The sequence below is a fragment of the Paenibacillus sp. cl130 genome (assembly GCF_900116035.1).
GTDB lineage: Bacteria > Bacillota > Bacilli > Paenibacillales > Paenibacillaceae > Paenibacillus > Paenibacillus polymyxa_B.
In genome coordinates this window covers 213,520-237,669 of the sequence record NZ_FOYG01000003.1, presented here as the reverse complement: position 1 = coordinate 237,669, position 24,150 = coordinate 213,520, and the positions used below count along the sequence as shown (strand labels likewise).

16 protein-coding genes are annotated in these 24,150 nt (G+C 45.1%); 4 read left to right on the top strand and 12 right to left on the bottom strand.

The window, feature by feature from the left end; all coding sequences use genetic code 11:
- Positions 1-124: 124 nt before the first annotated feature.
- The 12 genes from BM358_RS10430 to BM358_RS10380 form a co-directional block, all read right to left on the bottom strand.
- Positions 125-6,205: an aminotransferase class III-fold pyridoxal phosphate-dependent enzyme gene (locus BM358_RS10430; protein ID WP_231517166.1), complete on the bottom strand. Its 6,081-nt coding sequence runs from the start codon at positions 6,203-6,205 to the stop codon at positions 125-127.
- Positions 6,180-7,400 (bottom strand): ACP S-malonyltransferase, encoded by a 1,221-nt coding sequence (gene fabD, locus BM358_RS10425; protein WP_028541295.1) that lies wholly within the window; start codon positions 7,398-7,400, stop codon positions 6,180-6,182. Before fabD ends, BM358_RS10430 begins: the two co-directional genes overlap by 26 nt.
- Before the next feature lie 629 nt (positions 7,401-8,029).
- The gene (locus tag BM358_RS10420) at positions 8,030-8,815 is read right to left on the bottom strand and encodes an S-layer homology domain-containing protein (RefSeq protein ID WP_028541296.1); all 786 of its coding nucleotides are present in this window, start codon (positions 8,813-8,815) and stop codon (positions 8,030-8,032) included.
- A gap of 374 nt (positions 8,816-9,189) precedes the next feature.
- The gene (locus BM358_RS26780) at positions 9,190-9,588 is read right to left on the bottom strand and encodes a class I SAM-dependent methyltransferase (protein WP_231517167.1); all 399 of its coding nucleotides are present in this window, start codon (positions 9,586-9,588) and stop codon (positions 9,190-9,192) included.
- A gap of 42 nt (positions 9,589-9,630) precedes the next feature.
- Positions 9,631-9,834 (bottom strand): SAM-dependent methyltransferase, encoded by a 204-nt coding sequence (locus tag BM358_RS26775; RefSeq protein ID WP_231517168.1) that lies wholly within the window; start codon positions 9,832-9,834, stop codon positions 9,631-9,633.
- Entirely contained in the window at positions 9,831-10,358 is a 528-nt protein-coding gene (locus BM358_RS10410; RefSeq protein ID WP_028541297.1) for a GNAT family N-acetyltransferase, read from the bottom strand. Before BM358_RS10410 ends, BM358_RS26775 begins: the two co-directional genes overlap by 4 nt.
- 526 nt (positions 10,359-10,884) lie before the next feature.
- Positions 10,885-11,187 carry a putative quinol monooxygenase gene (locus tag BM358_RS10405; RefSeq protein ID WP_028541298.1) on the bottom strand — a complete coding sequence of 101 codons (303 nt, stop codon included), beginning with the start codon at positions 11,185-11,187 and terminating at the stop codon, positions 10,885-10,887.
- 93 nt (positions 11,188-11,280) lie between these two features.
- A complete protein-coding gene (locus BM358_RS10400) occupies positions 11,281-12,075 on the bottom strand; it encodes an SDR family NAD(P)-dependent oxidoreductase (RefSeq protein ID WP_028541299.1) in 795 nt (264 codons plus the stop codon).
- 159 nt (positions 12,076-12,234) lie between these two features.
- On the bottom strand, positions 12,235-13,263 hold the full coding sequence (locus BM358_RS10395) for a helix-turn-helix transcriptional regulator (RefSeq protein WP_028541300.1): 1,029 nt from the start codon (positions 13,261-13,263) through the stop codon (positions 12,235-12,237).
- 265 nt (positions 13,264-13,528) lie between these two features.
- Positions 13,529-16,369, bottom strand: coding sequence for an alpha-amylase family glycosyl hydrolase (locus BM358_RS10390; protein ID WP_028541301.1), 2,841 nt, complete (start codon positions 16,367-16,369; stop codon positions 13,529-13,531).
- Between the two features lie 429 nt (positions 16,370-16,798).
- Positions 16,799-17,863, bottom strand: a complete 1,065-nt coding sequence (locus tag BM358_RS10385) for a Gfo/Idh/MocA family protein (protein ID WP_028541302.1) — start codon at positions 17,861-17,863, stop codon at positions 16,799-16,801.
- A 117-nt stretch (positions 17,864-17,980) separates the two neighbouring features.
- Complete coding sequence (locus BM358_RS10380; protein WP_023988586.1) at positions 17,981-18,889, bottom strand: AraC family transcriptional regulator; 909 nt, start codon at positions 18,887-18,889, stop codon at positions 17,981-17,983.
- A gap of 492 nt (positions 18,890-19,381) precedes the next feature.
- Between BM358_RS10380 and BM358_RS10375 the strand changes: the two genes are divergently transcribed.
- The 4 genes from BM358_RS10375 (at position 19,382) to BM358_RS10360 (ending at position 23,842) form a co-directional block, all read left to right on the top strand.
- Positions 19,382-20,590, top strand: coding sequence for an MFS transporter (locus BM358_RS10375; protein WP_028541303.1), 1,209 nt, complete (start codon positions 19,382-19,384; stop codon positions 20,588-20,590).
- Between the two features lie 114 nt (positions 20,591-20,704).
- Positions 20,705-21,946 (top strand): aspartate aminotransferase family protein, encoded by a 1,242-nt coding sequence (locus BM358_RS10370; RefSeq protein WP_023988584.1) that lies wholly within the window; start codon positions 20,705-20,707, stop codon positions 21,944-21,946.
- Between the two features lie 33 nt (positions 21,947-21,979).
- Complete coding sequence (gene gutB1, locus BM358_RS10365) at positions 21,980-23,029, top strand: 2-amino-2-deoxy-D-mannitol dehydrogenase GutB1 (protein WP_028541304.1); 1,050 nt, start codon at positions 21,980-21,982, stop codon at positions 23,027-23,029.
- Between the two features lie 30 nt (positions 23,030-23,059).
- Entirely contained in the window at positions 23,060-23,842 is a 783-nt protein-coding gene (locus BM358_RS10360) for an HAD family hydrolase (protein ID WP_049828399.1), read from the top strand.
- Positions 23,843-24,150: the final 308 nt, after the last annotated feature.

Below are 24,150 nucleotides of genomic sequence, written 5' to 3'. Positions count from 1 at the left end.
AAGACGCCAAGGTGCACTTTACCCGATTTTTCAGCAAAATAAATGCGGGATTGGACAGTTCACTTAACTTCTCACATTAATATACGTTCGCGTATCAAGATGGAAGTCACTTCGTTTCTTGACATTAAGCGAACCAGAACTGCCTTTGATCCGGGGTTAGTGGGATGACCGTTTCATCCACGTCCACTGTCGATACTTCTGAAGGGTTGGCTATAGACACACTTTGCTTACCTGGACCTGGGCCTTTCCCGTTCGGGGTCAGATCAGGCAAGAATCCCCCTTTACGCAGCTCATCTACACTGTCCTTGACAGCTTGTATGATCCGCGCAATATCTTCCTCCGTATGAGCGGTCGACAAGAAGCAGTTCCGCCCTTCCCAGATGTAAATACCCTTTTCCAGCATGTGATAGAAGAAAAGCTCCAGATCACCCTTGAGTACAAAGCGAAATAGTGAACCAAAGTGAACAATCTTCATGGGTATCTGCTCATGGGTAAAGTAACTATTTAACTCTGCTGCCAACGCCGAAGTACGGCTGTTCAACTGATTTTGCAGCTGTTCGCCGTGGCTTTCCAAATAATCCAACACTGCTAGGGATGCCGCCATCGCCAGCGGGTGATGACAAAACGTACCAGCTACAAAGGTTCGCCGATGCTCATTCTGAGGATAGGAATTATCTCCGAAGCTCCAGGTGCCTCCGTCAATCCCATCCATAAAGGCGGCTTTCCCTGCTACGATACCGATTGGCATCCCTCCGCCAATAACTTTACCGTAGGTCACAAGGTCAGCTTGTACATCAAACCACGCTTGAGCGCCCCCTGGTTGAATTCGGAAGCCTGTAATCACTTCATCAAAAATAAAAGCTGTACCGGATTGCTCCGTGAATTGGCGAACCTCCTGCAAAAAGACTTTCGTCTGAAAATCGGGACGACGGCTTTGCACTGGTTCCACTAGCACAGCAGCCAGCTCCTGCCCATGTGTGCGTATATAATCCAGCGATTCATCCGTTCCATAGTTAAGTACAACGATATCGTCCACCATGTGCTGCAAAATGCCAGGCGCAAGAGGTGTGGAATGCTCCTTATTGTTGCCAGCGCTACCCAACGCAAGCACCCCATCGAATGTACCGTGATAGGAGCCGGCAAAAATGGCTACTTTGGCTCGCCCGGTGGCAGCACGCGCCAAACGAAGAGCAACCATAACCGCCTCAGTGCCGGAATTGTACAAAGCGATCCGTTCTACACCGGTCAGCTTGCAAATCTTCTCGGCGACTTGTCCTGCCATGTTGGACATAGGTCCGACACACATGCCGTTCTTTAGCTCTGCCTCAATTTTTTCACGGATAAAGGCTGGATTGTGTCCAAACAGATTAACACCAAAGCCCATGGTCAAATCTACATATTCATTCCCATCCAAATCCCAAATTTTGGACCCGTCTGCACGTTGAGATACAATTTGATAGACCATTTCCTTTAAAATAGGCCGGAAGCCAGCTACATTACGGTTATTCGCGTAGACAGACCGATACTGCTGAGTGTACTGCTTGGTGCTTCGCGTCCGAGCAGTATAGCGCTCAATCAGCTCTTGCAGATGTTGTTCTTGTCGTTGTGAAAGCAATTCATGGGCTTTGACCTCCAGCTTTTTATAAGGCGTAAACGGTTTTGCTTCATGGCCTGCCTTCTTCGGAACAGCTAGTACCGGTGAAACAGTAGCTAATGCAGTTGCGACTTCCTGTTTGGTTTCAATGATCTCTGCGCTTCCTCTATTTGCTGACGACAAACCCCTTTCCGGTTGAAATGATTGAGAAACGGATGTCGGTTGAGTTCGGAGCACATCAAGCTGCTGTGACATCACGTGCAGCTGCTGCTGCAAAATCTGCTCGATACCAGCAGAAGTCGCTATAACTGTTGTGCTTTGAAATGGCTCTTGCCCGGACGTAACTATTCCATGAGTCGATGTACCAATTGCGCTGGAATCCTGCCCTGTCCAGGTTGATACTGTAGTAGCATCTACCCGATTAAGGGGTATTTCCGGTTGGCTTTCCAGAGCACAAACTGCTGCCTCGTCAGAAACGGAACTCACCTGATCTGCAACGTAGCTAGTCAACAATTCGAGCGTGGTCAGCGATTCAAAAAATTCATTCATTGGGACATCCAGGTCGAATGTATCCTTGATGCTGTGGCGGACCTGGGACAAATTAATGGAGTCCAGCCCTAGTTCTAGAAAATGTGTTCGCGGTTCCAGTTCCTCAAGACTAAGTTGTGACACATTACCGATCATTTTCGCTAGCTTTTGTTGAATGGAATATTTATGCTTTTCCGTAAACGACGCTGACGTCGAATACTCATTCTCCATAATTTCAGACTCCCTTACTATTGTATTTTTATAAACGGGTGCAGTCTGCTCCGCTCGAACCTGTTCTGGAACATGAATCCAGCACCTTTTCCTTTCAAACGGATACGTAGGCAGCGAAATCCTTTTGTACGGGTGACCTGCGTATAGCGTGTCCCAGTCTATCTGTGCCCCCTGTACGTACTTCACTGCTACTTGCTCCAGTGCTTGCAAAGTGTCTGAGCTTCCGACGGCTGTTTCTGTACCAACATTACTATCTACTTTCCCAATGTATACACCTTCAATGGCCTTGCCCTGCTCATGAAGCTGATGTAATTTCGCTTTCAGGGCCTCCGCTCCTTCGGCTATCACAGCCACTCGATATGTTAAGTGACTTCTGCCTGTGTTAGCCGTATAGCATACATCCTCCATCGGCAATTCTTTCTCACGTTCAAAGCGATCCACGTACCGTGCAATCAACTCGCTTAAAGCTCCTTCAGTTCGCGCCGATAGTGTCAGCAGCAATGGCGATGATCCATTTTTTCGGTCGGTGGTTTCTTGGTCCGCACCCTTTTTCGCTATATATTCTTCCAGCACCACGTGACAGTTTGTCCCGCTGAAGCCAAAGGAACTCACCCCGCATCTTCTCGGGAATCCGTCTGTCTTCCATTCCCTCAGTCTAGTGTTGGCATACACCGGAGATTCTTCAAAATGGATGTTCCGGTTGGGTGTGCGAAAATGAACGAGCGGTGCAATCTGCTGATGTTTCATTGACAGCACGCATTTGATCAATCCCGCAATCCCAGCAGCTTCGTATAAATGCCCAATATTCGTTTTGACCGTGCTTATCGCCACAAACTGCTTGCGCTGTGTAAATCTGCGGAAAGCCTGGGTAATGCCCTTAATCTCAACGGGATCGCCCAGCTTGGTGCCGGTACCGTGAGCTTCAATATAACTCACTGTCTCAGGATCAATCCGTGCATCACGCCACGCCTGCGAAATGACTTCTGATTGAGCCAGCGCATTAGGCGCAGAAATTCCAATCGTACTGCCGTCCTGATTAATCGCACTTCCTTTAATCACACCCAGAATGTGATCTCCGTCTTTTTCCGCTTGGCGGAGCGGCTTTAAGAGAACGGCTCCAACGCCTTCGCCCCAGCCTGTGCCGTCCGACTGATCGTCGAATGCTCGTGCCCGGTCATCGGAGGATTCCATGCCAATGCCAGCTTTCAACGGCAGCAAAATGGTCTTCACTCCACCGGCCAAAGCCATCTCACAGTCTCCATTCAAAATCGACTTACACGCCAGATGTACCGCTACGAGTGACGAGGAGCATGCCGTATCAATGGTCAGTGCTGGGCCTTTTAAATCAAGCAAATACGCAATTCGACTGGAGATAACGGACGGAAGATTGCCTATGCCAAAGTTTGGAATCGCCCCTGGCTCCACTTCGGACAACAATCGTTCATATTCAAAGCTGGTTTTGGAGAATCCAACATACACCCCTACCTTTTTCCCCGACAGCTGTTTTCCTCCATAGCCTGCATCCTCAATCGTGCTCCAAGCAGTTTGCAGAAATAAACGTTGATTCGGGTCCATCAGAGAAGCTTCCCGTGGAGTCAGCTTGAAGAAGGTGTAGTCAAATTTGTCCACTTCGTCCAGATAGCCACCTTCGGCGATTTGCATGTTTCGGCCTTCCATATTCAGACGGGAAATAAAAGCTTCGGCATCCTTTTTTCTTTCATCGCTATATGGACTGATATGATCTGTACCGGAAGCTACATTCGCCCAAAACTGCTCCAGTGTATCCGCATGAGGAAACTTACCGGACATGCCAATGATAGCAATATCCAGGTCCTCTACCTCCTCTTTGGATTCCAATTGCGGTGCTGTGTTCACCTTATGACCTAAATCCTGGCTGGATATATAACCAGCTAGCTTGGCGATAGTCGGATAAGAGAAAAAGTCCGTTACCTCAATATGAATCCCGAGTTGTTCCTCTAATTGGTCCACGATCTGAACGAGTTGTAAGGATGTTACGCCGATATCAAAGTAGCTATCTTCCTTCCCAATTGACTGTACATTTAAAATAGCTTGGCAAATCCCAATCAGTTTTTGCTCGATCTCACCTTGAGGTACAGGGGCATCGTTCGCTTCCTGTATATTTCGAGCGGCCTCGGTTAGGGATGCCAAAACTACATCAAATTCTCCCTGCTCGTAGCTCTGAGCCAGCTTGTAGCGCTGAACCTTTCCACTAGTAGTTTTGGGAATACGGCGAATTGGAACTACATCTTGAATATGCCAGCCTCCCCGATAATTCAAATGGCTTTTCAGCCTTTGGACTGTTGGCAAAAATAACTCTATTTTTTTCGTGTGCATCACAAAAACAACAATACGATCCTGTCTAGTTTGTGCATCATGTACACCGCAGACAGCTACTTTCCCCAGATCCACCCCGTCCAGTTCCTCTGCAATCCTTTCGATATCATGCGGATAAATGTTCTGGCCGTTCACGAAAATAATATCCTTGGCTCTGCCTGTAATCACCAGTCGTCCGTTTCTCATAAAACCCAAATCTCCGGTAATGAGCCAGCCATCCTCTGTCTTGACCTTTGTGGTAGCCTCAGGATTGTTATAGTACCCAGCAGTCACATTTTTGCCGCAAATTTGGGTGTATCCGATTACATCGTCCTTTAGTACCTGATTTTGCTCATCACAAATGCGAACAGAGGTGCTGGCCATGGGGTAGCCCAAATCCGCAAACGTAAGACAACGCTTATCGGATGAATCTACTTCTTCTATAGGTTCACCTACATGTAGCTGCTGCCGATTTAAATGAATAGTAACAAAATTATCTTTATCCAAAGGTGGAGTGGAGACACCTACGCTGGCCTCTGCCAAGCCGTATACAGGATACATGATATTTTTTTTTAATCCATGTACACTCATGGCTTCCATAAATACATGGCAAAGCTCCACCGATATGGGCTCAGCCCCATTTAAAATCATGCGAACACTTGACAAATCCCAGTTATCCGCTGTTTTGGATTTATATTGATCAAGGAAAAATTTATAACCGAAGTTAGGAGAACAGATTTGAGTCACCTTATGCTCCGACACCTTTTTTAGCCATAATGAAGGACGTCTTATAAAAAGAGCTGTTGGCATAATGAGCTGCTTGGCATGGGCGATGATACAGGTTAAATGAAAAGCGATCAATCCCAAATCATGTGTGAGTGGCATCCAGCCCAGATACGCATCACTTGAAGTCATTCCCGTTTGACTGGCGATATCCCGAATATTGTATACGAGATTCTCATGCGTCAGCATGACTCCCTTGGGATCACCTGTCGAACCAGAGGAAAATTGAATAAACGCCAAATCCTCCGGTCTGGATTGATGAATGGTCCCTTTGTTCTGATCGGAATAATCAAAATCATGGCTAGAAAAGGTCGCTTCTTTCACAGAATCAAAGAAATCCAGCATCTCATGCTGATGAGAATACTTTTCTAACTGCTCTAATACTTTATGATCCGCAATCATGTAAGGGCAAGTAAGGGTACTCCAGATTTTAAACAGCTTCATTTTATGTTCATCATTATTCCCGATACTTACAGGTACGGGGACGATTCCGCCGAGCAGACAGCCCCAAAACACATTCACAAAGGTATGATTGTCTTCAATTTGCATAATTAGCTTATTGCCAGGCCGTACTCCTTTTTCCTGCAATTGATGAAGTACCTGCAGTGCTTGCTCCAGAAGTTGACTATAGCTTACATACTCCTCCTGTGTATCACCCGAAATGAAAATAATCCCATTTTCAGCTCTACTGGCTCGGTCCTGAATGATTTCAATTAAAGTTTGAAACTGCTCCATCCTGATCCCTCCTCAAAAGGTCTAAAACTTCCTCCTGCTCTCCTGCAGATACTTGTTTGGTTTGCAATATCAGGCGAATACACTCCAGCGCTTCGCGTCTTAGTTCATAAGCAGAAGAAGAGCTGCCCGATTCTATGCTTTTGAGTAAATCCTCCAACCTGCGAATAGGTAAAATAACCCCCTTATGATACTCATCCTCATTCCAATTGGCATTGGGTGTAGACACTGCCAGCGCCAACGGTTTGACCAACCAATCACGGATCGAAAAACGACGTTCCAATTCAATCCGATCCAAGTCTCTGTCCAAGGAAAGCACCTCAAAATCAATGTTTGTTTCCTTCGCCAAGTTTTTCAGCACCGTTCGCGGTCCTAATTCAATTCCCTGCTTCACCCCATGTTTCTCCATATACTGCATCGTTTGTATCCACCGCACTGGATGGATCATTTGCAAATGCAAACCTTGACGAATGCTGTTGGCATCCGTATATGGCAGTGCTGTAACATTAGAAATGACAGGCCACAGCGGTTCATGAAACGTATATTTTTGCAATTCCAATGCTAATCGGTCAGCAGCATGCTGCATAAGCGGGCTGTGAAAAGGGCCGCTTACCTGCAAACGGGTAATTTGGAACCCACGTTGCTCTAATTGTCCCGCCACCGCAGCAACAGAGGCATGATGACCAGAAACGACGTATTGATAGGAGGAGTTATAACAAGCGATGGAAATAGGCTGACTGGTTACGTCATAGTGATCGCACAGCTCTTCTAGCAGATTTAAATCAGCCCCTCGAACAGCAATCATGCAACCCACTCCGGCCTCTGAAGCTTCTTCCATAAAGCGTCCCCGTTCTTGTACCACCCGCAAAGCATCGCCAAACGATAAGACTCCGCTGCTTACCAATGCAGAATACTCACCCAAACTATGCCCTGCAGAAAATTCGGGAATAATCCCAACATCGTGCATGTAACGTCTGAATGCGATTACACTAATTGTGAGTAGTGCAGGCTGGGTGTAGGATGTTCTGGATAATTGGGAGATGGGTCCTTTCATACATAAAGTTTTCAAATCATACCCCAAAATATCAGCAGCCTCTTCAAAAATGTGACCTGCCTCTGAAAAACCGTCATGCCATGCCGCTCCCATCCCGACATACTGAGATCCTTGTCCCGAAAAAAGCAAAGTCATGCGATTCATGTCCAACCCCTTTCCTCACCATAAAAAAGCGGTAAAACAAATGTTTTATGGGATTCAGATGTTCACATTCCTATGTATTTAAGATAGATACAGCAAAAACAACAAAATGTCTTGCCACAAATAAACAGTAATCGACATGTTAAAGTAAATCGTTTTTGAGTTTCATGATGTAATCAGAAATAAAAGTGTGTAAGTAGACTTGGAAGTGTAAAAAAATGGAGTGTGCTGGAAGTTCAGAGTTGATACTTAGAAACTTCAGCATCATAGATGAGTGTAAGACATAGGTTAAGGCTATTAATTTATTATAAACATTAAAATGAATTAAAGTACAGTGATATATACTACATATATTTTATAAATCAAAAGAATATCCTCTTTTGTTTAAAAAAAGGAATTGTTTTCAGCTTTTTAATGAATTTACATGAAAATTTCATATTCTAAACTATTGACTGGCATCTATCGTTAAAACAAAAAAGCCGCCAATTTGGCGACTTTTTATACATAGTTGTTGTCCTTCGACAGTAATCGACGGTTAGGCGTCGTCATAGATACGTTACTAAATAAGTAGAAAACTCCAAAGCGCTTTATCTCCTTATGCAGTTTCCTTGACGGCTACAATGTGCAAGCGGCTAGTGTCGATTCTCCACTGACTTGGTTGTGGCTTCGTACAAACGCTGTAAAAGGGTAACAGCTTCAGCCCGTGTGACTTGCGCTTTGGGGCGAAGGTATCCTTCATTAGCGGTAAGGACCCCCATCTTGGTTAGGGTGTAGAATGCTTCTGCCTTTTGATCCTGGGAATCGCCATCATAGAAGTACTCTTCTCCAGTCTTGTCGATGTACAGCACCGGATAGTAGGCCGAGAAATTGTCATTGTAATTGGCCTGACGAACTTTCATATCCTTGTACTGCGCAGCTGCGGAAATCACTTCCTCAATCTCAGGATGAAGCGTCTGATTGGTATAATCCGTCCGAAGAGAGGCAATCATCATCACATCCCAGCGGGTCAATGGTTTGTCAGGCTTGACATAGAATTGATAGTTTGGATATTTCCCCCCAACACTTTCAGCATACGGCCAAACATAGTCACCGTTAAATATTGCTGCAAAATCTTTATTCGCCCAGTGTTTACGCGCATCCACAAAGTCGGAAGATTTGCCGGAAGAATGATCGATTTCTGGAAAAAGCTTGTGAAACATATGTACAAATTCCGCTTTCGTTATAGTTTTGCTTGGCTTGAAGGTCCCATCTGCATAGCCCTTGACAACGCCCTTGTCGACCATGGAACGAATCGATTCGGCAGCCCATTCATATTTTGTTCCTTCCACATCTGAAAACGTGTTTGCCGCGAATGCAGATTGACCGAAAAACAGTGTCGTCGCAACCAACGGGGTGATAAGCCATTTCTTTTTCAACATCTCTTCACACTTCCTTTAGGTAAAATTTATGTATAAAATAGTTCTCAAGACTCAATTTTATATCGGCATTTCAAAAGAAAATGATGATATCAGAGAGAAAAAAAGTACTGTTAAACAGTATTTTGGAATATCGACAATCTGTGTTTAAAAAATGCTATGGATACAAGTTCTAAAGCCTCTCCATATTCGGGTAGCCCGTCGGGAATTGAGAAAGCTTGTGGAGGCCTTCATGGGCCAATTTCTCCTGTATTACTCTTCCGACCTAAGCCTGTAAGTTCGACCCTGGCATCGATTAACCACTTCATGTAATCTGCCCACTAGTTAAAAAAACAGCCGAGCGCTCGGCTGTTTTTGATAGCGTTGAACTATCGTTTTTAATTAGCACGTGCATAATCGTTGTTGCACTGAAGCCATTCATACCAAGCTTTCGAGAAGCATTTCATTTCTCTTACCGATTCAACGTAAATATTTGGCGACGGTTCCCATAATTTCCGCCACCAATCGCATGTATGCCACTGATTATCAACCTCACTAAGTGACAAGAACGGCTGCAGTTCCACGGGTATATCCCCATCAAACTCCATCTTTACCCCTGACATCGCTATAGCCAATTTACCTCCTTCTTTAACTAGCGGCGTAAGATGGTCATCTAAGTACTGCTCATTCGCTCCAAAATATTGATACGCATCTACGCTTATAACTGCATCAAAGTATTGTTCCGCAAAAGGCAAGTGGCAGGCATCTGCATGGATGGAGATAATTTGGCTTTCCAAACCAAACTCTCTGAATCTTCTATAGTTTTCAGTTGCACTAATCTATAAATCGACAGCAAACACGGTTATGCCAAACTTTTGCGCCAGATAGATAGAAGTAAGTCCGGTCCCACAGCCCAAATCCAGCACTCGCATTCCTTTCTGCAAAGGCAAATTTTTCGATAGCTCCTCGAGCATGATAATCGAACTAGGCCCCATTAAATTTGCTCTTATGAAATCTACGTCATCTAGATCTCGACGGATCATTTCTGCTGACCCCCTCCTACTTTCTTCATTTGATATTTCCAATAAAGCAATTCTTCATCTTTGTGATCAATTTGAAATCCTAACTTCAATAACAAATTCTTAGAGCTGATATTGTCAGGTACGCATCTTGCCGTTACGATTTGGACCTCTTCATGATTTAAGGACCACTCTATTAATTTTTGAGCGGCTTCATAGCAATAGCCTTTGCGGCGATGGCTTTCATTCGTTGCAAAACCGATCTCAATCATACCGTTCTGATCAGGGTCTCCTAAAAAACCAATCCCTCCAACAATTTCTTGGGTATCCTTCTCCACAATGATCCAAGAGTCAAAACCTCTAGTGCCATTATTTTTTATCAAAAGTTCTCGAAAATAAGGTAAAGCTTCAAAGAAATCAGGACCCGGCCATTCATCACTGGTTTTATAACCCAAAGCTTCAATAGCACCTATATCACGTCGGGCTGCTGCTTCGATTAAATTAAGATCAAGTGTTTTTAATATGAGCCGATTCGTTTGAAGTTTCATGTATTGTCCACCTTTCTATTTACTTAGATTGAATCTTTCATTCAAGAAGTCTGGATGTATTTGACCAAATTGGAGTAATTCCCTTCTATCCCCCTTTGCTAAAAATTAGAAAAGGGCAGGAATGAACATACGTCATTCCTACCCTCATATCACCTGCTATTTGAGCCATAAAAAAATCCGCGCTGAACCAGCACGGATTGGACTCATTATAACAGGTATCCCTAAGGATCTGGTAATATCCGTTGTTCTTAACTAATTCCGAAGCTTTCAAATCCCACCCGTAATACAAAAATTGGGCAGACGAATAGTAGGTGCATGAAAACCTCTTTTTATGGAATTGGATTAGTAAAGAACAGCTCCAGACAAAAAAATCTCTCCTTAGTGAATTACCCTTATTATACCAGGGCCAATTTTATCTGCCAACCTTTCACATGTTACAAAAGCGTTTCATTAGGACTATCCTGCTGGTTAGCTTAAAAGCAACCGAGTGATCGGCTGCTGTGGTAGCAGCAATTGCATCATGACCCTACAGGCCTTTTCCCCCTAGAGCACGCAGTTTAATGGGCTCCGCTCCGATAATTAACGGTCGGCCGCGTTGTATCGACGCCAGTACCTCTTCGTTCTTAAGACTGGCTGCATGGGCATCTGCATCTTTCCACAGTTCGGTCACATACACCGCATTCGGGTCGTCGTCTGACACATTGACTATATACAAATAGCAGTCATTATTCGACTTCAACAGATCGGCCGCTTCTAGCAAGATGTCTGCAAGAGCGTCCCTTTGCCCTGGACGTGCCGTCAACTTTCCATACATAGCAAAATGGTTCATGATCCTCATCCTACCCTCGAGTGATGTTTGACTTCATCTTATCATAATGTTCCGCAATGTCAGCGCTAATTTCAGCAAGCTTCTCCACAAGCGCTAAAAAATAGTCGGTACCATTCCCCCATCCATACGGATTGGAGAACCTTTAAATGCAGATGCATAAGGACTACATACAAATGTAGCTAGTCTACCTATTTCAATAGGCTTGATAAATCGCTGTATTTCAGATTGAGGCAGGTTGGTAACCATAAAATCTTTCTCTTTTTCTAAAAAAGTCATATCTTCATGAGGATACATACTCTCAATGATTTGGTGCACATTCTCAGAGAGTGTTGGTCCTGGCATGATCGTATTGACTGTAACTTCTGTTCCTATTGTTAATTTAGATAAGCTTTTTGACAATGATAACAACATAGATTTTGTCATACAATACTGCGGCATTTGTCCTGAAGGCATAATTGCTTCTTCACTCGCAATAAAAATAATGCGGCCATAATCATTTTTCAACATTTTAGGTAAATAAAATTTTGATAATCCATTTGCAGCAAGAACGTTAGTGCGGAAGTATTTTACCCATACTTCATCGTCTACGTCCTCATATTGCATAATTTCATAAATACCCGTATTGTTAACTAAAATATCAATATTAGGGTATTTTTCGAATAAAGCATCTCTTTGTCCAATATCCACAATATCGGCTGTGGCATTTTGAGGAGAGGTAGCTGGGAAATCTGACTTAATTTCATTTACAGTTCGTTCTACCTCTACATAATTTCGTCCATTAATTAGTACATTAACACCTTCTTTGGCTAGTTCAATGGCAATTGCTTTACCTATACCTTTCGTTGATCCTGTAACTAAAGCTGTTTTATGGTTTAATCCCATATCCATAATACACTTCTCCTTTTTTAAAACAGTCTTGTGCTCCGGATAGTGATTATGTTATCTTGTCTGGATTGTCCAGTAACTAGTATAATGCGCCAAAGTTCTTGTTTAACACGCCAAATGACAAAACTTATTAGGAATTGTATCAATGAATAGTCGGCAGTCCTAGCGTGCTCCTGATATCGAGTTTGTACCTTGATGTTCAGTCCGCCAATTTGAAGGTGTATCACCCTCCCATAGGCGGAAGGCGCGGTAAAACGAGTTCTGGTCTTCATATCCAATCAAGAATGCCACCTCTTTAATATCAAGCGAGGGGTCTGCCAAGTACTTTCGTGCCTGCTCATGTCTAGCTTGTGTCAACAGAAGCTTGAAGCTCGTGTTTTCGTCAGTAAGCCGGCGCTGCAAGGTACGATCGCTCATACCGAGCTCCTTCGCCACAGCCTGAATGTCGGGGCGCCCTCCTGTAAGGCTACGTTTCATGATCCATTTGACCATCTCGCTAATTGAGCGGCTGCGCTGCTGTTCATCCAACGACCGGTCCAAAACAGGAGTCAGGATCTCCAGCAGCTCTTCGTTGTACGAGACAAAGGGGCGGCCCAGATCTCTTCGATGTAGCGTCAATCGGTTACGTTTTGCACCAATCCGGATACGACAGCCGAAGTAAGCTTCAAGCGCCTGTACATCGCCCATGGAGTTCGAAAATTCAACAAGCTGCGCGGTCAAAGGTTGACCTGTGCCCCGGCGTCCAATCTCCAGAAGACAAGCCAGCGTGATACCAACCAGCATCCGCGGACCAGATTGCTCGGGAGACAGCCATTCCAAATCAATTGTGCAGTGCTCGCCCTCCTCAGTGATATGTAGGCTTTCCGGGGGACACAGTTGTTTGTACCGAGCCATTCGGTTTAGAGCGTCGCGGTAGTCCCGAGCGTGGTAAGTCGCTAAGACGGACGGTGGGTACTTCGCTGTATCAAAGACGGTCGCAAGCTTGATGATTCCTTGGGCAGTATCACCAATGAGATCAGAATATGCCTGCCAGATCGCGAAATATTGGGCGGTGGTGACTACTGGTTCAGTAATAATGGTGATCGGCAATCGTGCTTTGCGAGCGACGTCGTGGGCGCCAAACCCTAATTGACATAATCCTGCCCACAATCCTGGCGGGATTTTAATACGGTCAGTGGTATGAGACTTCATACATATGGGCCTCCTTTATATACTTACATATTCATTAGTTTTGGTTGCAATGGGGTCCCTCTTAAGTACACATAAGAATACTCTTAAGTACGTTAAGGTGTCTACATTAACGTACTAAGCTGCGGCAAATGTTACATCTTCTTGGTATCTGTGCTACTTTAACACCAAAAAAACACACCCATATGTTTATGAGTGTGTTTTTAAAACCTCAAACCACCGACACTCCTAGGAATGTCATTCCCTCCATGCTTCTTATATTTAAAAATTAAGGCTTCAAGAAAGGCCCGTTTTCACCGATCTTACCGGGAGCAGGATTACCCGGGAGATCAAGTACATATACCCTTAAGTTTCCTTTGCCCGAAACTGCCAGATTGAGCGTCCCATTCGTGACCTCTTTGACGTCTCCGGTAATAGCATCTTTATAAGTGCCGTTAGGAATATTCCGAAAAACAGCTGATTCACTAACAGTAACTAAAGCATAACTGTCTATGCCTTTTGATGAATCCGTATAACGTCGCTTGTACGCCATTTGTCCGCTTACATCTTTTGTAGAATACTGTCCTTTTTGCAAGGCAGGAATACTTCTTCGAATTTGATTCAGTCGCTGAATGTGCTTTACAAGTGGGTGCTGCAGGGTTTGAGCAACCGAACCTGAAGCAGAAGCTACCTGTCCGAAATCGGAGGCTACTACTGTACCTTCAATATGATTTCCATAGTAAGCACGTCCTGTGGTTGCTAATGGACATGTTGGACCACAGTCGATTGGCTTGCCTGCCTGAAATTCGATTTCTGAGCCGTAATACAATGTTGGAATTCCACGGAAAGTCCACATTAAACTCATATTCTCAGCCCATGCAGCCGTGCCCCCCGTATACCGGGTAGATGATTTGTTAGGTCCATAATCATGGCTATCTACATACACTACGTTATAGGTCGCATCGTTATAACTGTCATCCGAATCCTTGCCATTCCAAAATGCGTTATTCGCATCACTAAAATTCATATGCATCCTCATATCAATTACATTCATCCCGGAGGATTGCGAATGGTCCGGTTCATGATACAAATTCCCTTTGAGGAATGCATTATCGGATAAAGGCTGATTGGCTGTACCAAGATTATTTTCGTGTTGATATTGTTCCAACGCAGCTACTTCATCATTGGTGCTATAATCTTTGCGTTCCTTCCAAGTGAAGAATTGAGCCGAATGATTCACAGAACCTCGGTTCCATTTATCGTTAACGAAAGCACCTACTTCACCGAACATATAGAAATTACGTCCTTTTTCACCAAACTTCTCAATCGCCCGCTCCTGCGCTGCAGGAAGAAAATGACGGTTCCAGGTAACGCGTGGAATGTGCACAGCGGTGTCTATCCTAAACCCGTCTACACCCATATCTATAAATCGATTGTACGCTTCAATTAAATAATCTTGGACAGGCTTCGACTCTGTATTAAAGTCAGCCAGATCCTCATGCAGCCAACAACTCCGTGAATCTTCCCCTTCCCAATTGCCGATCCAGCAACTGTGATAGTACTGTGAAGGAAACATGCCAGAGGTGGGGTTGGGCCATTGGCAATTGTAGGTTTTTGAGTTCATTGGGATTCCCCAATTCCGACAGGTGTTGCCCTCCGGTTCCTTCGTTGACCATAGGTCACCGTTATACGGCTTGCCTGCGTCATTCTGCTGAAGGCCATCGTACTCGATTCCTTCTTGAGGTTCGTCATAGTACCAGCTCCACTGATTATCTCGAATACCGAATACTTTTGGCGTGAATAGACCTTTTGCACCCCAGCGGCTAGAGTGATTGTACACAACATCCTGTATAATTTTAATATCTTTGTCGTGTGCAGCATTAATCAAATCCTGGTATGTTGCACCTGGTGACTCTAACCTGGGATCCACTCGAAAAAAATCGTAACCATGGTAGCCGTGAAAGTCATAATCAGATCGATTCAATACAACCGGTGTAATCCAAATCGCTGAGAAGCCAAGAGCCTTGATATAATCCAGTTTATTGATTAACCCTTGAAAATCGCCCCTAAACATTGGATCACTGTTGGCTGCATTGCCGCTTGAAACATGATTCGCACCACCTCGGTTGTTCGAAGGGTCCCCATCATAGAATCTGGCAGTCATCACAAAGTAAATTGAATCTTCACGCATATCTGTTCCGATCGGGCTTCCCTTTGAAGTAGGAGGTGATGAAGTTCCTGTTGTTGCACTCACCTCAATACTACTTTCCGATTTGTTGGCTGGTTCTGCTTTATCGTATGCCTTAACTGTATACGTATATGTCGTTTTCGCTTCCAATAATGAATCTTGGAAGGTAGTACGGGTCGTCGTATAGACCTTTTTGCCTTTTGTTCCTCCTGTGCGAATGATCTCATACCCGCCGATTCCACTTCCACCAACATTATCAACAGAAGGATCCCATTCTAATTGGATTCGTAGTCCATCGGCATTGGCTGTCAATCCTTGAGGTATAGAAGGTGCTTCTAAATCAATAACTGGAGGGTTACACGGATTCTTAGCTCCTGTTGTTGTGACGATGCCGTCTTTGATGGTACTTAAACCAGCAGCTAAATGATAATCAGCGCCTTTATTATTATCCCAGACAGAGCCGTTGTTAAATGCTGCTTTCATCGATGTTTTGGAGCCAAGATCAATAGTTTTTTTGGCCCAATCCAAGCAAGCGTTTTCATTCATGCTGATACCCGGCGGGGATGTCCAGGATGAACCATCGGGAGCATAGTGGATATTTACATCGCTCCAGCCACGGCTTTTCTTAAAATAGTAAACTATCGCTTGGTTGTCTGGAAGGGCTGTCAAATCAAGGTTCTTCGGCAGATTGGCATATGTTGCATCGGAGATATTCTGCTTGATGAGAGAACCGTTGCTATAGAGATCGTAATCTGATACTCTACTACCATTGGAGATGTCTTCGGAGGCTTTCCATGAAAGTTTTACTGATGTACTTGTAACGTTTTTAGGCGATTCATCAGCATTGATCGGCGTAACAACACTTACTGATGTTAATACAAGTATCCCCGTGATCATGAGTAAAAATAAGCGTTTCCAAGATCTTCGTTTATAACTCCTCATTCTCTACGTCCCTTCATCTATATTCTTCTGGTCGCACAGTACAATAAACGATCTCTCCCTTCCTCTTTCTCATACAAATGATTATTCTAGCACTTTCATGGATTATTTTATGTTTTTATGGAAGAATTTAGAGTGGAATATGTTGATTTATAAGGAGGAAATAGCGGATTTTATGTAAAACATCTTTTTCTTTTTCGTGTAAATTAAACCTATTCAAAATCTCAGCAACTTAAAAATGATCAAGCAATAGAATTCGGTTGTGGAGCGATACCCGCTTGTGTTTTATGGTGGGCAAAATTATTTTGCTCACCATTTCAAAGGTTTCTGATTACTTAAATGCATCCCAAAATTTCATTAAATAAATCTGTTTGGTTCTCTCCAGGCTCCTATATATCTCTCTTATGACGGATCGAAAATAAAGCAGCAGATCTAAATAGTTCTTCGAATCACGCTTTTGGTTGCCCCCGCCTCAAAAATCGTCTCAATCAGCACCAATACACGGTGTACTTCTTCGCTTTTGATTGCAATCTCCGCTTTTCCTTCGATGGTGGAGACAAAATTTTCATAAAAGCTTTCTGCAGCAGCAGGTATTTTCTCAATCGGGAACTTAAGGGTGGATTCCTCAGATGGCGGCGCCATCGTTTTCGTCAATCCTTGACCTGCTTGAATCGGCTTGGGTTCCACGTGAGCGACATCTGGATTTCGGGTGACGATCTCTCCGCTCAAATCCCAATCCCTAATCACTGCGGTTCCTTCGGTTCCTTTAATATACCAGCGCGGCAGCTTTACGTAATTGGTTGTACCCACTTCAATGACTGCTGTCAGGCCGTCCTTGAACTCAATAAAGCTGGTAAAGCCGTCATCCACTTCAGTCCCCAAAATATAGCTTAGGGTAGCAGCTACGCTTTCTATTTTGCTGTCCGTAATCTGAAGCAGCTGGTCCAATAGATGTACTCCCCAATCCAGCAGCATTCCTCCTCCATACGCCTTTAGTTGCCGCCAGTCACCTGGAATCCCATTAGCCCCCTGAACTCGCGATTCCAGCTGGAAAAGCTCGCCTACGGTCTTATTGCCAATTATATCTTTTATAATTCGGAAGTCTTCATCCCATCGACGGTTTTGATGTACCGTAAACACACGATTTTCTTTCTTCGCCACCTCAACAATATCCAAGAAATCCGCGCTCGTTATCGTAACTGGTTTTTCGCAAATGACATGTTTTCCAGCTTGTAGCGCCTGGATCGCGATTTCCTTATGAACATCATTAGGTGTTGCTATCAAAACAATATCCACGGCCTGATCGGCCAGAACGGCATCCAGGCTAGCGTAGGTTTTATAGCCAGCAGCCGCAGCCAGTTCCATTCGGTAATCGACAATATCATATACACCGCCAACGGCAAGTTGCTGATTAGATTCGATCAATTGAACGTGGTAGCTTCCCATGCCTCCATAACCGATAATGACTACATTGTATATACGATTGCCCATTTTCATCTTCCTCCACTTCTGATTTAAGCCTACCGCATATCAAGCGGTTGCTCATGGATCCATAAATTTTAATGTCCTCGTAACTCTCCCTTCACTTCGTCGGATAGCTCTATCATACAAATCTCATGAAAAGCTTTCCTCCTCATTTCTTGCTGTATTATTCCCGAATATTGTCCTGCGGTATTTCAATGGTGATGTTCCTGTCGCTTCCTTAAAGAGATGATGAAACGTCTTTACACTACTGAATCCTGCTGCCTCTGCGACCTCAGTGATCGGATTGTTTTCATTCAACAAAATCCATTTTGCCTTATTCAGTCTGTAATCATTCAAAAATGCTACAAAGGTCATCCCCGTATTCTTCTTAAACAGTCTGGCGAAATAATAGGGACTGAAACCCATATAATCAGCGACATTCTTCAGCGAGATGGTTTCATGATAATGGCATTCCACATACTCAAAAATACGTTCCAGTTTATAAAGGGTGTCCTTTGATTGTGTTAAGGTTCTTTCAGAGATTTCAGAAAGCCTTGGCGTCATGCTTCTCGGCACTTCACGCATAATAAGAGTCAACATCTCAAACAGCTTGGCTTTGATCATATAAGCATGACCTTCGTGGTGGTTGACGTTCTCATCATAAATGCTTTGAATCAGAGGAAGCATTTTAGCTGCTGTTTCTTCTGGCCAGTTCCAGCTTGATTGCTCCATCTCCGTAAATATATATCTAAGAGGGCGTTTCTGATCACTTAATGTGGAAACCTCTTGAAAAAAGCTCAGATCAAATTGAATAACCACCCGTTCGCTGTCGGGAGAAGCCAAAAAATAATGAACATCACCCCCATTTATAAACTGAACTTCACCTTTTTTCATCCGTATCGAAATATCGTTAATTCCCAGATCCAAGGTTCCCTGAGTCACATAAATAATTTCAATTTCTTTATGCCAATGAGGATAGCAAAGCACGTCACCTTTATTAATAAAGCTCCGGAAAGGAAAATGTCGGTCAAGCTCCGGGATTTCCAAATAAAAATTCATTTTGGTAGACTCCTTTTGTTGTAAAGTTCAAAAAAGCCGTACACATGACTATTGATAATTATGCTGCACTGCATTCCTTCTTCTCCTCTTCATTTTTCTCCTTCTCAACTTTCGAATAAAATTCCCTCTCCCTTTTGAATTGTAAGCGGTTTAACATTCTTTTTCCTACCCTATCAATCATAGTTGTATTAAGTAAAACCACTGTTAGGTATCCTTACTAACCTAATTTTGCAAACACAAAGTTATGCCTCAATTATGAGCGGTTTGGCGCCCGAAAACAATTTGGGCTGATCTTATTTCTCCCTTCCGCTTGCAGTTTCTTCAGATAACCAAGTTTCGCCTTAACTAGATTAAGCAAATACGTGTAAAATTGTCGAACGATTATTTTTACATTTTTTATATAAAGAGATATATACATTTCCAATAAAAAGGTATAATCTAGTAAAGCAACAGAATCCATATAAAAAATATAGACTTATGGAGGGACGGACCTTGAAGAGACTATTCGCTTTAAGTTGTGCTTTCTATCTGCTAATCGGCATTACTAGTGTGGTGCTTGGAGCATTACTGCCGGTTCTACTGCCTTACTATGGACGGGGGTACAGCGATGGCGGATTATTGTTGTTCCTTCAGTTTTTCGGATTTCTTGTCGGCGTTCTGTTCTCCCCCTTCATGGCTCTACACATCGGTCGCAAGTCTATGCTGTCCATTGCTCTGGTTAGTATCGTGGCAGGGTATGCCTTCTTGGGTGTACTCCCCTCATGGACCTGGGTTATCGTGATGACCATCTGGGTTGGCTTCGGCTCAGGCATCATTGAGTCGTCCATCGGAGCGTTCACGATTGAGTTCACCGAAGAGCAGAAAGCCGTAGCCATGTCCAAGCTGGATGTCTATTTTGCACTTGGTGCACTGCTCATTCCCGCAGTGGTAAGCCTGTATATCTGGCTTGGAATGTGGTATCTGACCTTCTACACCATCTCCCTTCTGACGTTTATTCTGGGACTGTTCTGGATTACCATGCCTGCTTCCTCCTCTTCCCACCTTATCCAAGCAGATCTCCAAACCTCTGAGCGATCGGTCGAACAAGCCCGGTACTCGGTACAGCACCGTGTGTTACTGGGAATATTCATTGTATTCTTCTTTGTTTACATGGGGCTTGAACTGGGGCTCATGAACTTCCTGCCCTCTATTCTGATCGAGACCCTGCAGATTCGGGAATCCGTAGCCTCGTTGGGTGTTAGCATACTCTGGATTGCGATGATCATCGGCCGCATGTTCTCAGGGAAGATTGCTGAGTCAGCAGGATATATTCCTTTCCTGCTGTGGAGCGGAATCGGAACTTTCTGCTTTCTGGTTGCAATGGCGTTTGTATCCAGTCAGTGGGCTACATACCTTCTGATTTTTGGTGCAGGGTTATTCATGTCCGGTCTCTTCTGTATTGCCCTCGTCTATGCGAACCTGCTGATTCCGGGAATGACCGAGAGAACGACCAGCATTCTGATTGCGTCAGGCGGAATTGGCGGAGCAGTTCTTCAATATGTAACAGGCTGGAGCATGAGCGAATGGTCGGTGACGACTACCCTTTGGATTTTGGCGGCTTTCAGCCTAATTTTACTGCTGGCAGTCATTCTCTCGCATCTGTGGAATGGCAGGAGCAGACGGGTAGTTGACTCCCTTGTCCATCAGGGCAAGGAAGGATGAGATTCTTTATTCTTGAGGGAGGTGAGGCCCGCCGCGTTATGTTGTAGCAGGGCAGTACAATTTTTAAAGAATGTACTTAATGAGAATGTATATTCTGATATGGAGGGAAACATCGTGCATACCTTAACCAAAGAACGCTTCAGATACGGAAAAGGCATTACTCTGATTGACGATTCCGGTAAGGAATATTTGGATGGCGTGTCTGGCACCTTCAATCTATCGCTCGGTTATAATCACCCTCATGTCGTCACCAAGGTACAGGAACAAGTCGCCAATCTTGCCCACATGTCCTCATCCTTTACCGAGCCTTACGTCGAGGAAGTCCTGGATCATCTGATTCAGTATACGCCGAACGGCATCGACGCGGGATGGATGAGAGATATTACCGGCTCCACGGCGAACGAATGCGCTGTGAAGCTAGCCCAGAAATATACAGGAGCGCTCGATATAATCAGCCTGTATTTATCCCATCATGGGCAGACCCAGTTCGCAACAGGCATATCCGGCAACGCCTTCCGGCGGAGGAAATTTCCCAACTCGGCTGCAGCAAATTCCCTGCATGTACCTGCTCCCTACTGCTATCGCTGCCCGTTTAATTCTTCGCCTGACAAGTGTGGTTATCAATGCGTCGAAGCCATATCGGATGCCATTGAGTATGCAAGCTCAGGCTCTGTGGCCTGCATGATTATTGAACCCATCTTGGGCAACGGAGGCAATATCATCCCACCTGCAGGATATTTTAAGCGGCTCCGTCAGCTGTGCAACGAGTATGGGCTGATCCTGATCGCTGATGAGGTGCAGACCGGGATTGGGCGGACAGGCTACATGTTCGCAAGTGAGTTGTTGGATATCCAGCCAGATATCATTACTCTCGCCAAGGGTCTCGGCGGCATTGGTGTACCGGTAGCAGCGGTATTAATGCAGTCTCGGCTTAATGTCCTGGAGAAGCACGAGCACTCCTTCACCTCAGGCAGCAATCTAATCTCGGTTACGGCAGCCAAAGCCACGCTGGAGGTTGTATCTGAGCCCGGTTTTCTGGAAGCCGTTCGGTCCAAAGGAAGCCTGCTCGGAACCCTGCTGACGGAGATGGCCGACAAGCACGATTGCATCATCGGTGAGGCTCGCGGCGTCGGATTGATGTGGGGACTGGAAATTGTCGACGAGGATAATGCCCCAGATGCAGTTAAGAGCAATGCGATTATCGACCGCGCTTTTGCCGAACAGCAGCTAATTCTCAGAGGCTCCCGTTACGGTTATGGCAATGTGGTCAAAGTGAGACCTTCCCTCACGGCTACGGAAGATGAGATTGTCGAAATTGTTAAGCGGCTTGACACTGTTCTGACCACCCTACACTAACCATCTGCCTAACAGGCAAAAGGAGGACTATTTATGCTTGCACTGGTATACAAATCAGCTTGGGATGTCGCACTTGAGGAAAGACCTGTCCCGGAGATTAAAAAAGATAACGATGTACTCGTCCGGATCCGGGCGACAGGCGTATGCGGTACGGATTTAGGCATCATCAGTGGCAAATATCATGCCGTGCCGTCCACGATCTTGGGCCACGAATCAGCGGGGGATGTGATCGCTGTAGGATCAGCCGTCAGTTCACTGCAGCCTGGGGACCGTGTGGTGATTGATCCAACATATTACTGCGGTCAATGCGAAATGTGCCGGACAGGAAGACAGAATCATTGCACACATAAAGCCGTAACAGAGACCGGAGTCAGCGCCGACGGTACGTTCACCGATTATTATGTGACTGAGGACCGTTTTTTGTACAAGCTGAAGGATCATATCAGCTACGAAGAAGCGACGCTGACCGAACCGCTGAGCTGTATGCTAACCGGGATCAACCAGATTAACCTGCTGCCGAACTTCACAACCGTTATTCTAGGCGCAGGTCCGATCGGGATTCTGTACAGCTATGCTCTTGCTTCGAAAGGTGTAACTGGTTGCCTCGTTGACATCTCGGAGGAGCGGCTCGCCATAGCGGATTCCATTGCCCCTGAGCGATGGTCCGCGCACGCCACACTGGAGTCGGCCATTCATGAGCTAGCTCCGTTAAAGAATCAGGTGGACATGATTGTGGATACCACAGGAGTGGTCGGCACTGAGGTATTAAGCCAGCTTGCGAGCGGCGGGTATTTGATGCTGGTGGGGCTGAGAGATGGGATAAGCTCGTTTAATCCGAAAGAGGTCGTTGACCGTAGCCTTAAAATCATCGGCTCGATTGATTCTCTGGGCACGTTCTCCACGGCGCATTACCTGATTGAGCAGCAGATCATTCCCGCCAAAAAAATCATAACCCACTCGTATCCGCTTGATGACTACCATGAAGCCTTTAAGACACTTGGATGCAATATCAGCGAACGGACACTTCAGCCTTCGTCTCAGGCGATCAAGATTGTGCTGCAATCGAATGGCTCGGGCAACTAAATTTAGCTACTAACAAGGGGGAGAATGGACATGACGAGCATTCATCATGTTACACCGACGAATCATGAATGCACAGGAGACCCATCAGCGTCCGTTCCAGTCAAAGCGGTCATCTTCGACATGGACGGGGTGTTGGTAGACAGCGAACCGATTTATTTTGAAGTTGAACGCAGCTCCTTTGCCCATTTCGGTGCGTCCATGACGGAAGAAGAGCACCATACCTATGTTGGAGTGACACTCGAATCTATGTGGCGTCAGGTACTGGACAGACATCAGCTCACCAATACGGTGGAAGAGGCCCTGACCTATCACCGAAAAAATGTGATGCAGACGATGATTGCACACGAGGGCCTTGTGGCGATCGACGGACTGGAACGGTGGCTGGACTGGCTGCAAGAGAAAGGGATTCCGGTCGCGGTAGCCTCTTCCTCTCCACGAGCGCTAATTGATCTCATTATGGAAAAGACAGGACTTGGCCGTTACTTCGACATTCGAATCACCGGTGAAGAGGTATTGCAGGGTAAGCCGGCACCGGACATTTTCTTATACGCCGCCGAACAGCTAGGCATTGCACCGGCCCATTGCATCGTTATTGAGGATTCACAGAACGGTGTCCAGGCAGCCAAAAGCGCAGGAATGCACTGCATCGGCTTCCACAACCCCGGCTCCGGCCGGCAGGATCTGTCCAGAGCCGATCGCTGGATTCTCAGCTATGACGACCTGTGGGCGATCAAAGAGAATCTGCCGTTTGATGAGCAGTTGCTTGCTAAGAGCAAGAGCCGAAATGTACCGGAAGGCATACCCCCTTTATAATCATATGGAATCGTCCAATCTTTACTATGATTGAGGGTATTAAATAATGCCCCTTGGAATATACACTGGAGAATGCATTTATCCTTCCCTGTGTGTACTCTAAGGGGCGTGCTTTACATCGAAGTGGTCTAGTTGAAACGAGTAATTTTCCCGGTTCAACACACAATCGTCGTAAAAACTGTCTTTTTGACATTTAACTGATCTCCTGACGGTTTTAAATCCTCTATTCGTATGCAGCAAAACTTATATAGAAAAATGGGGTGCTGTTAACACCCCAAACTGGATTCATCGATATATATCCTGCTTCA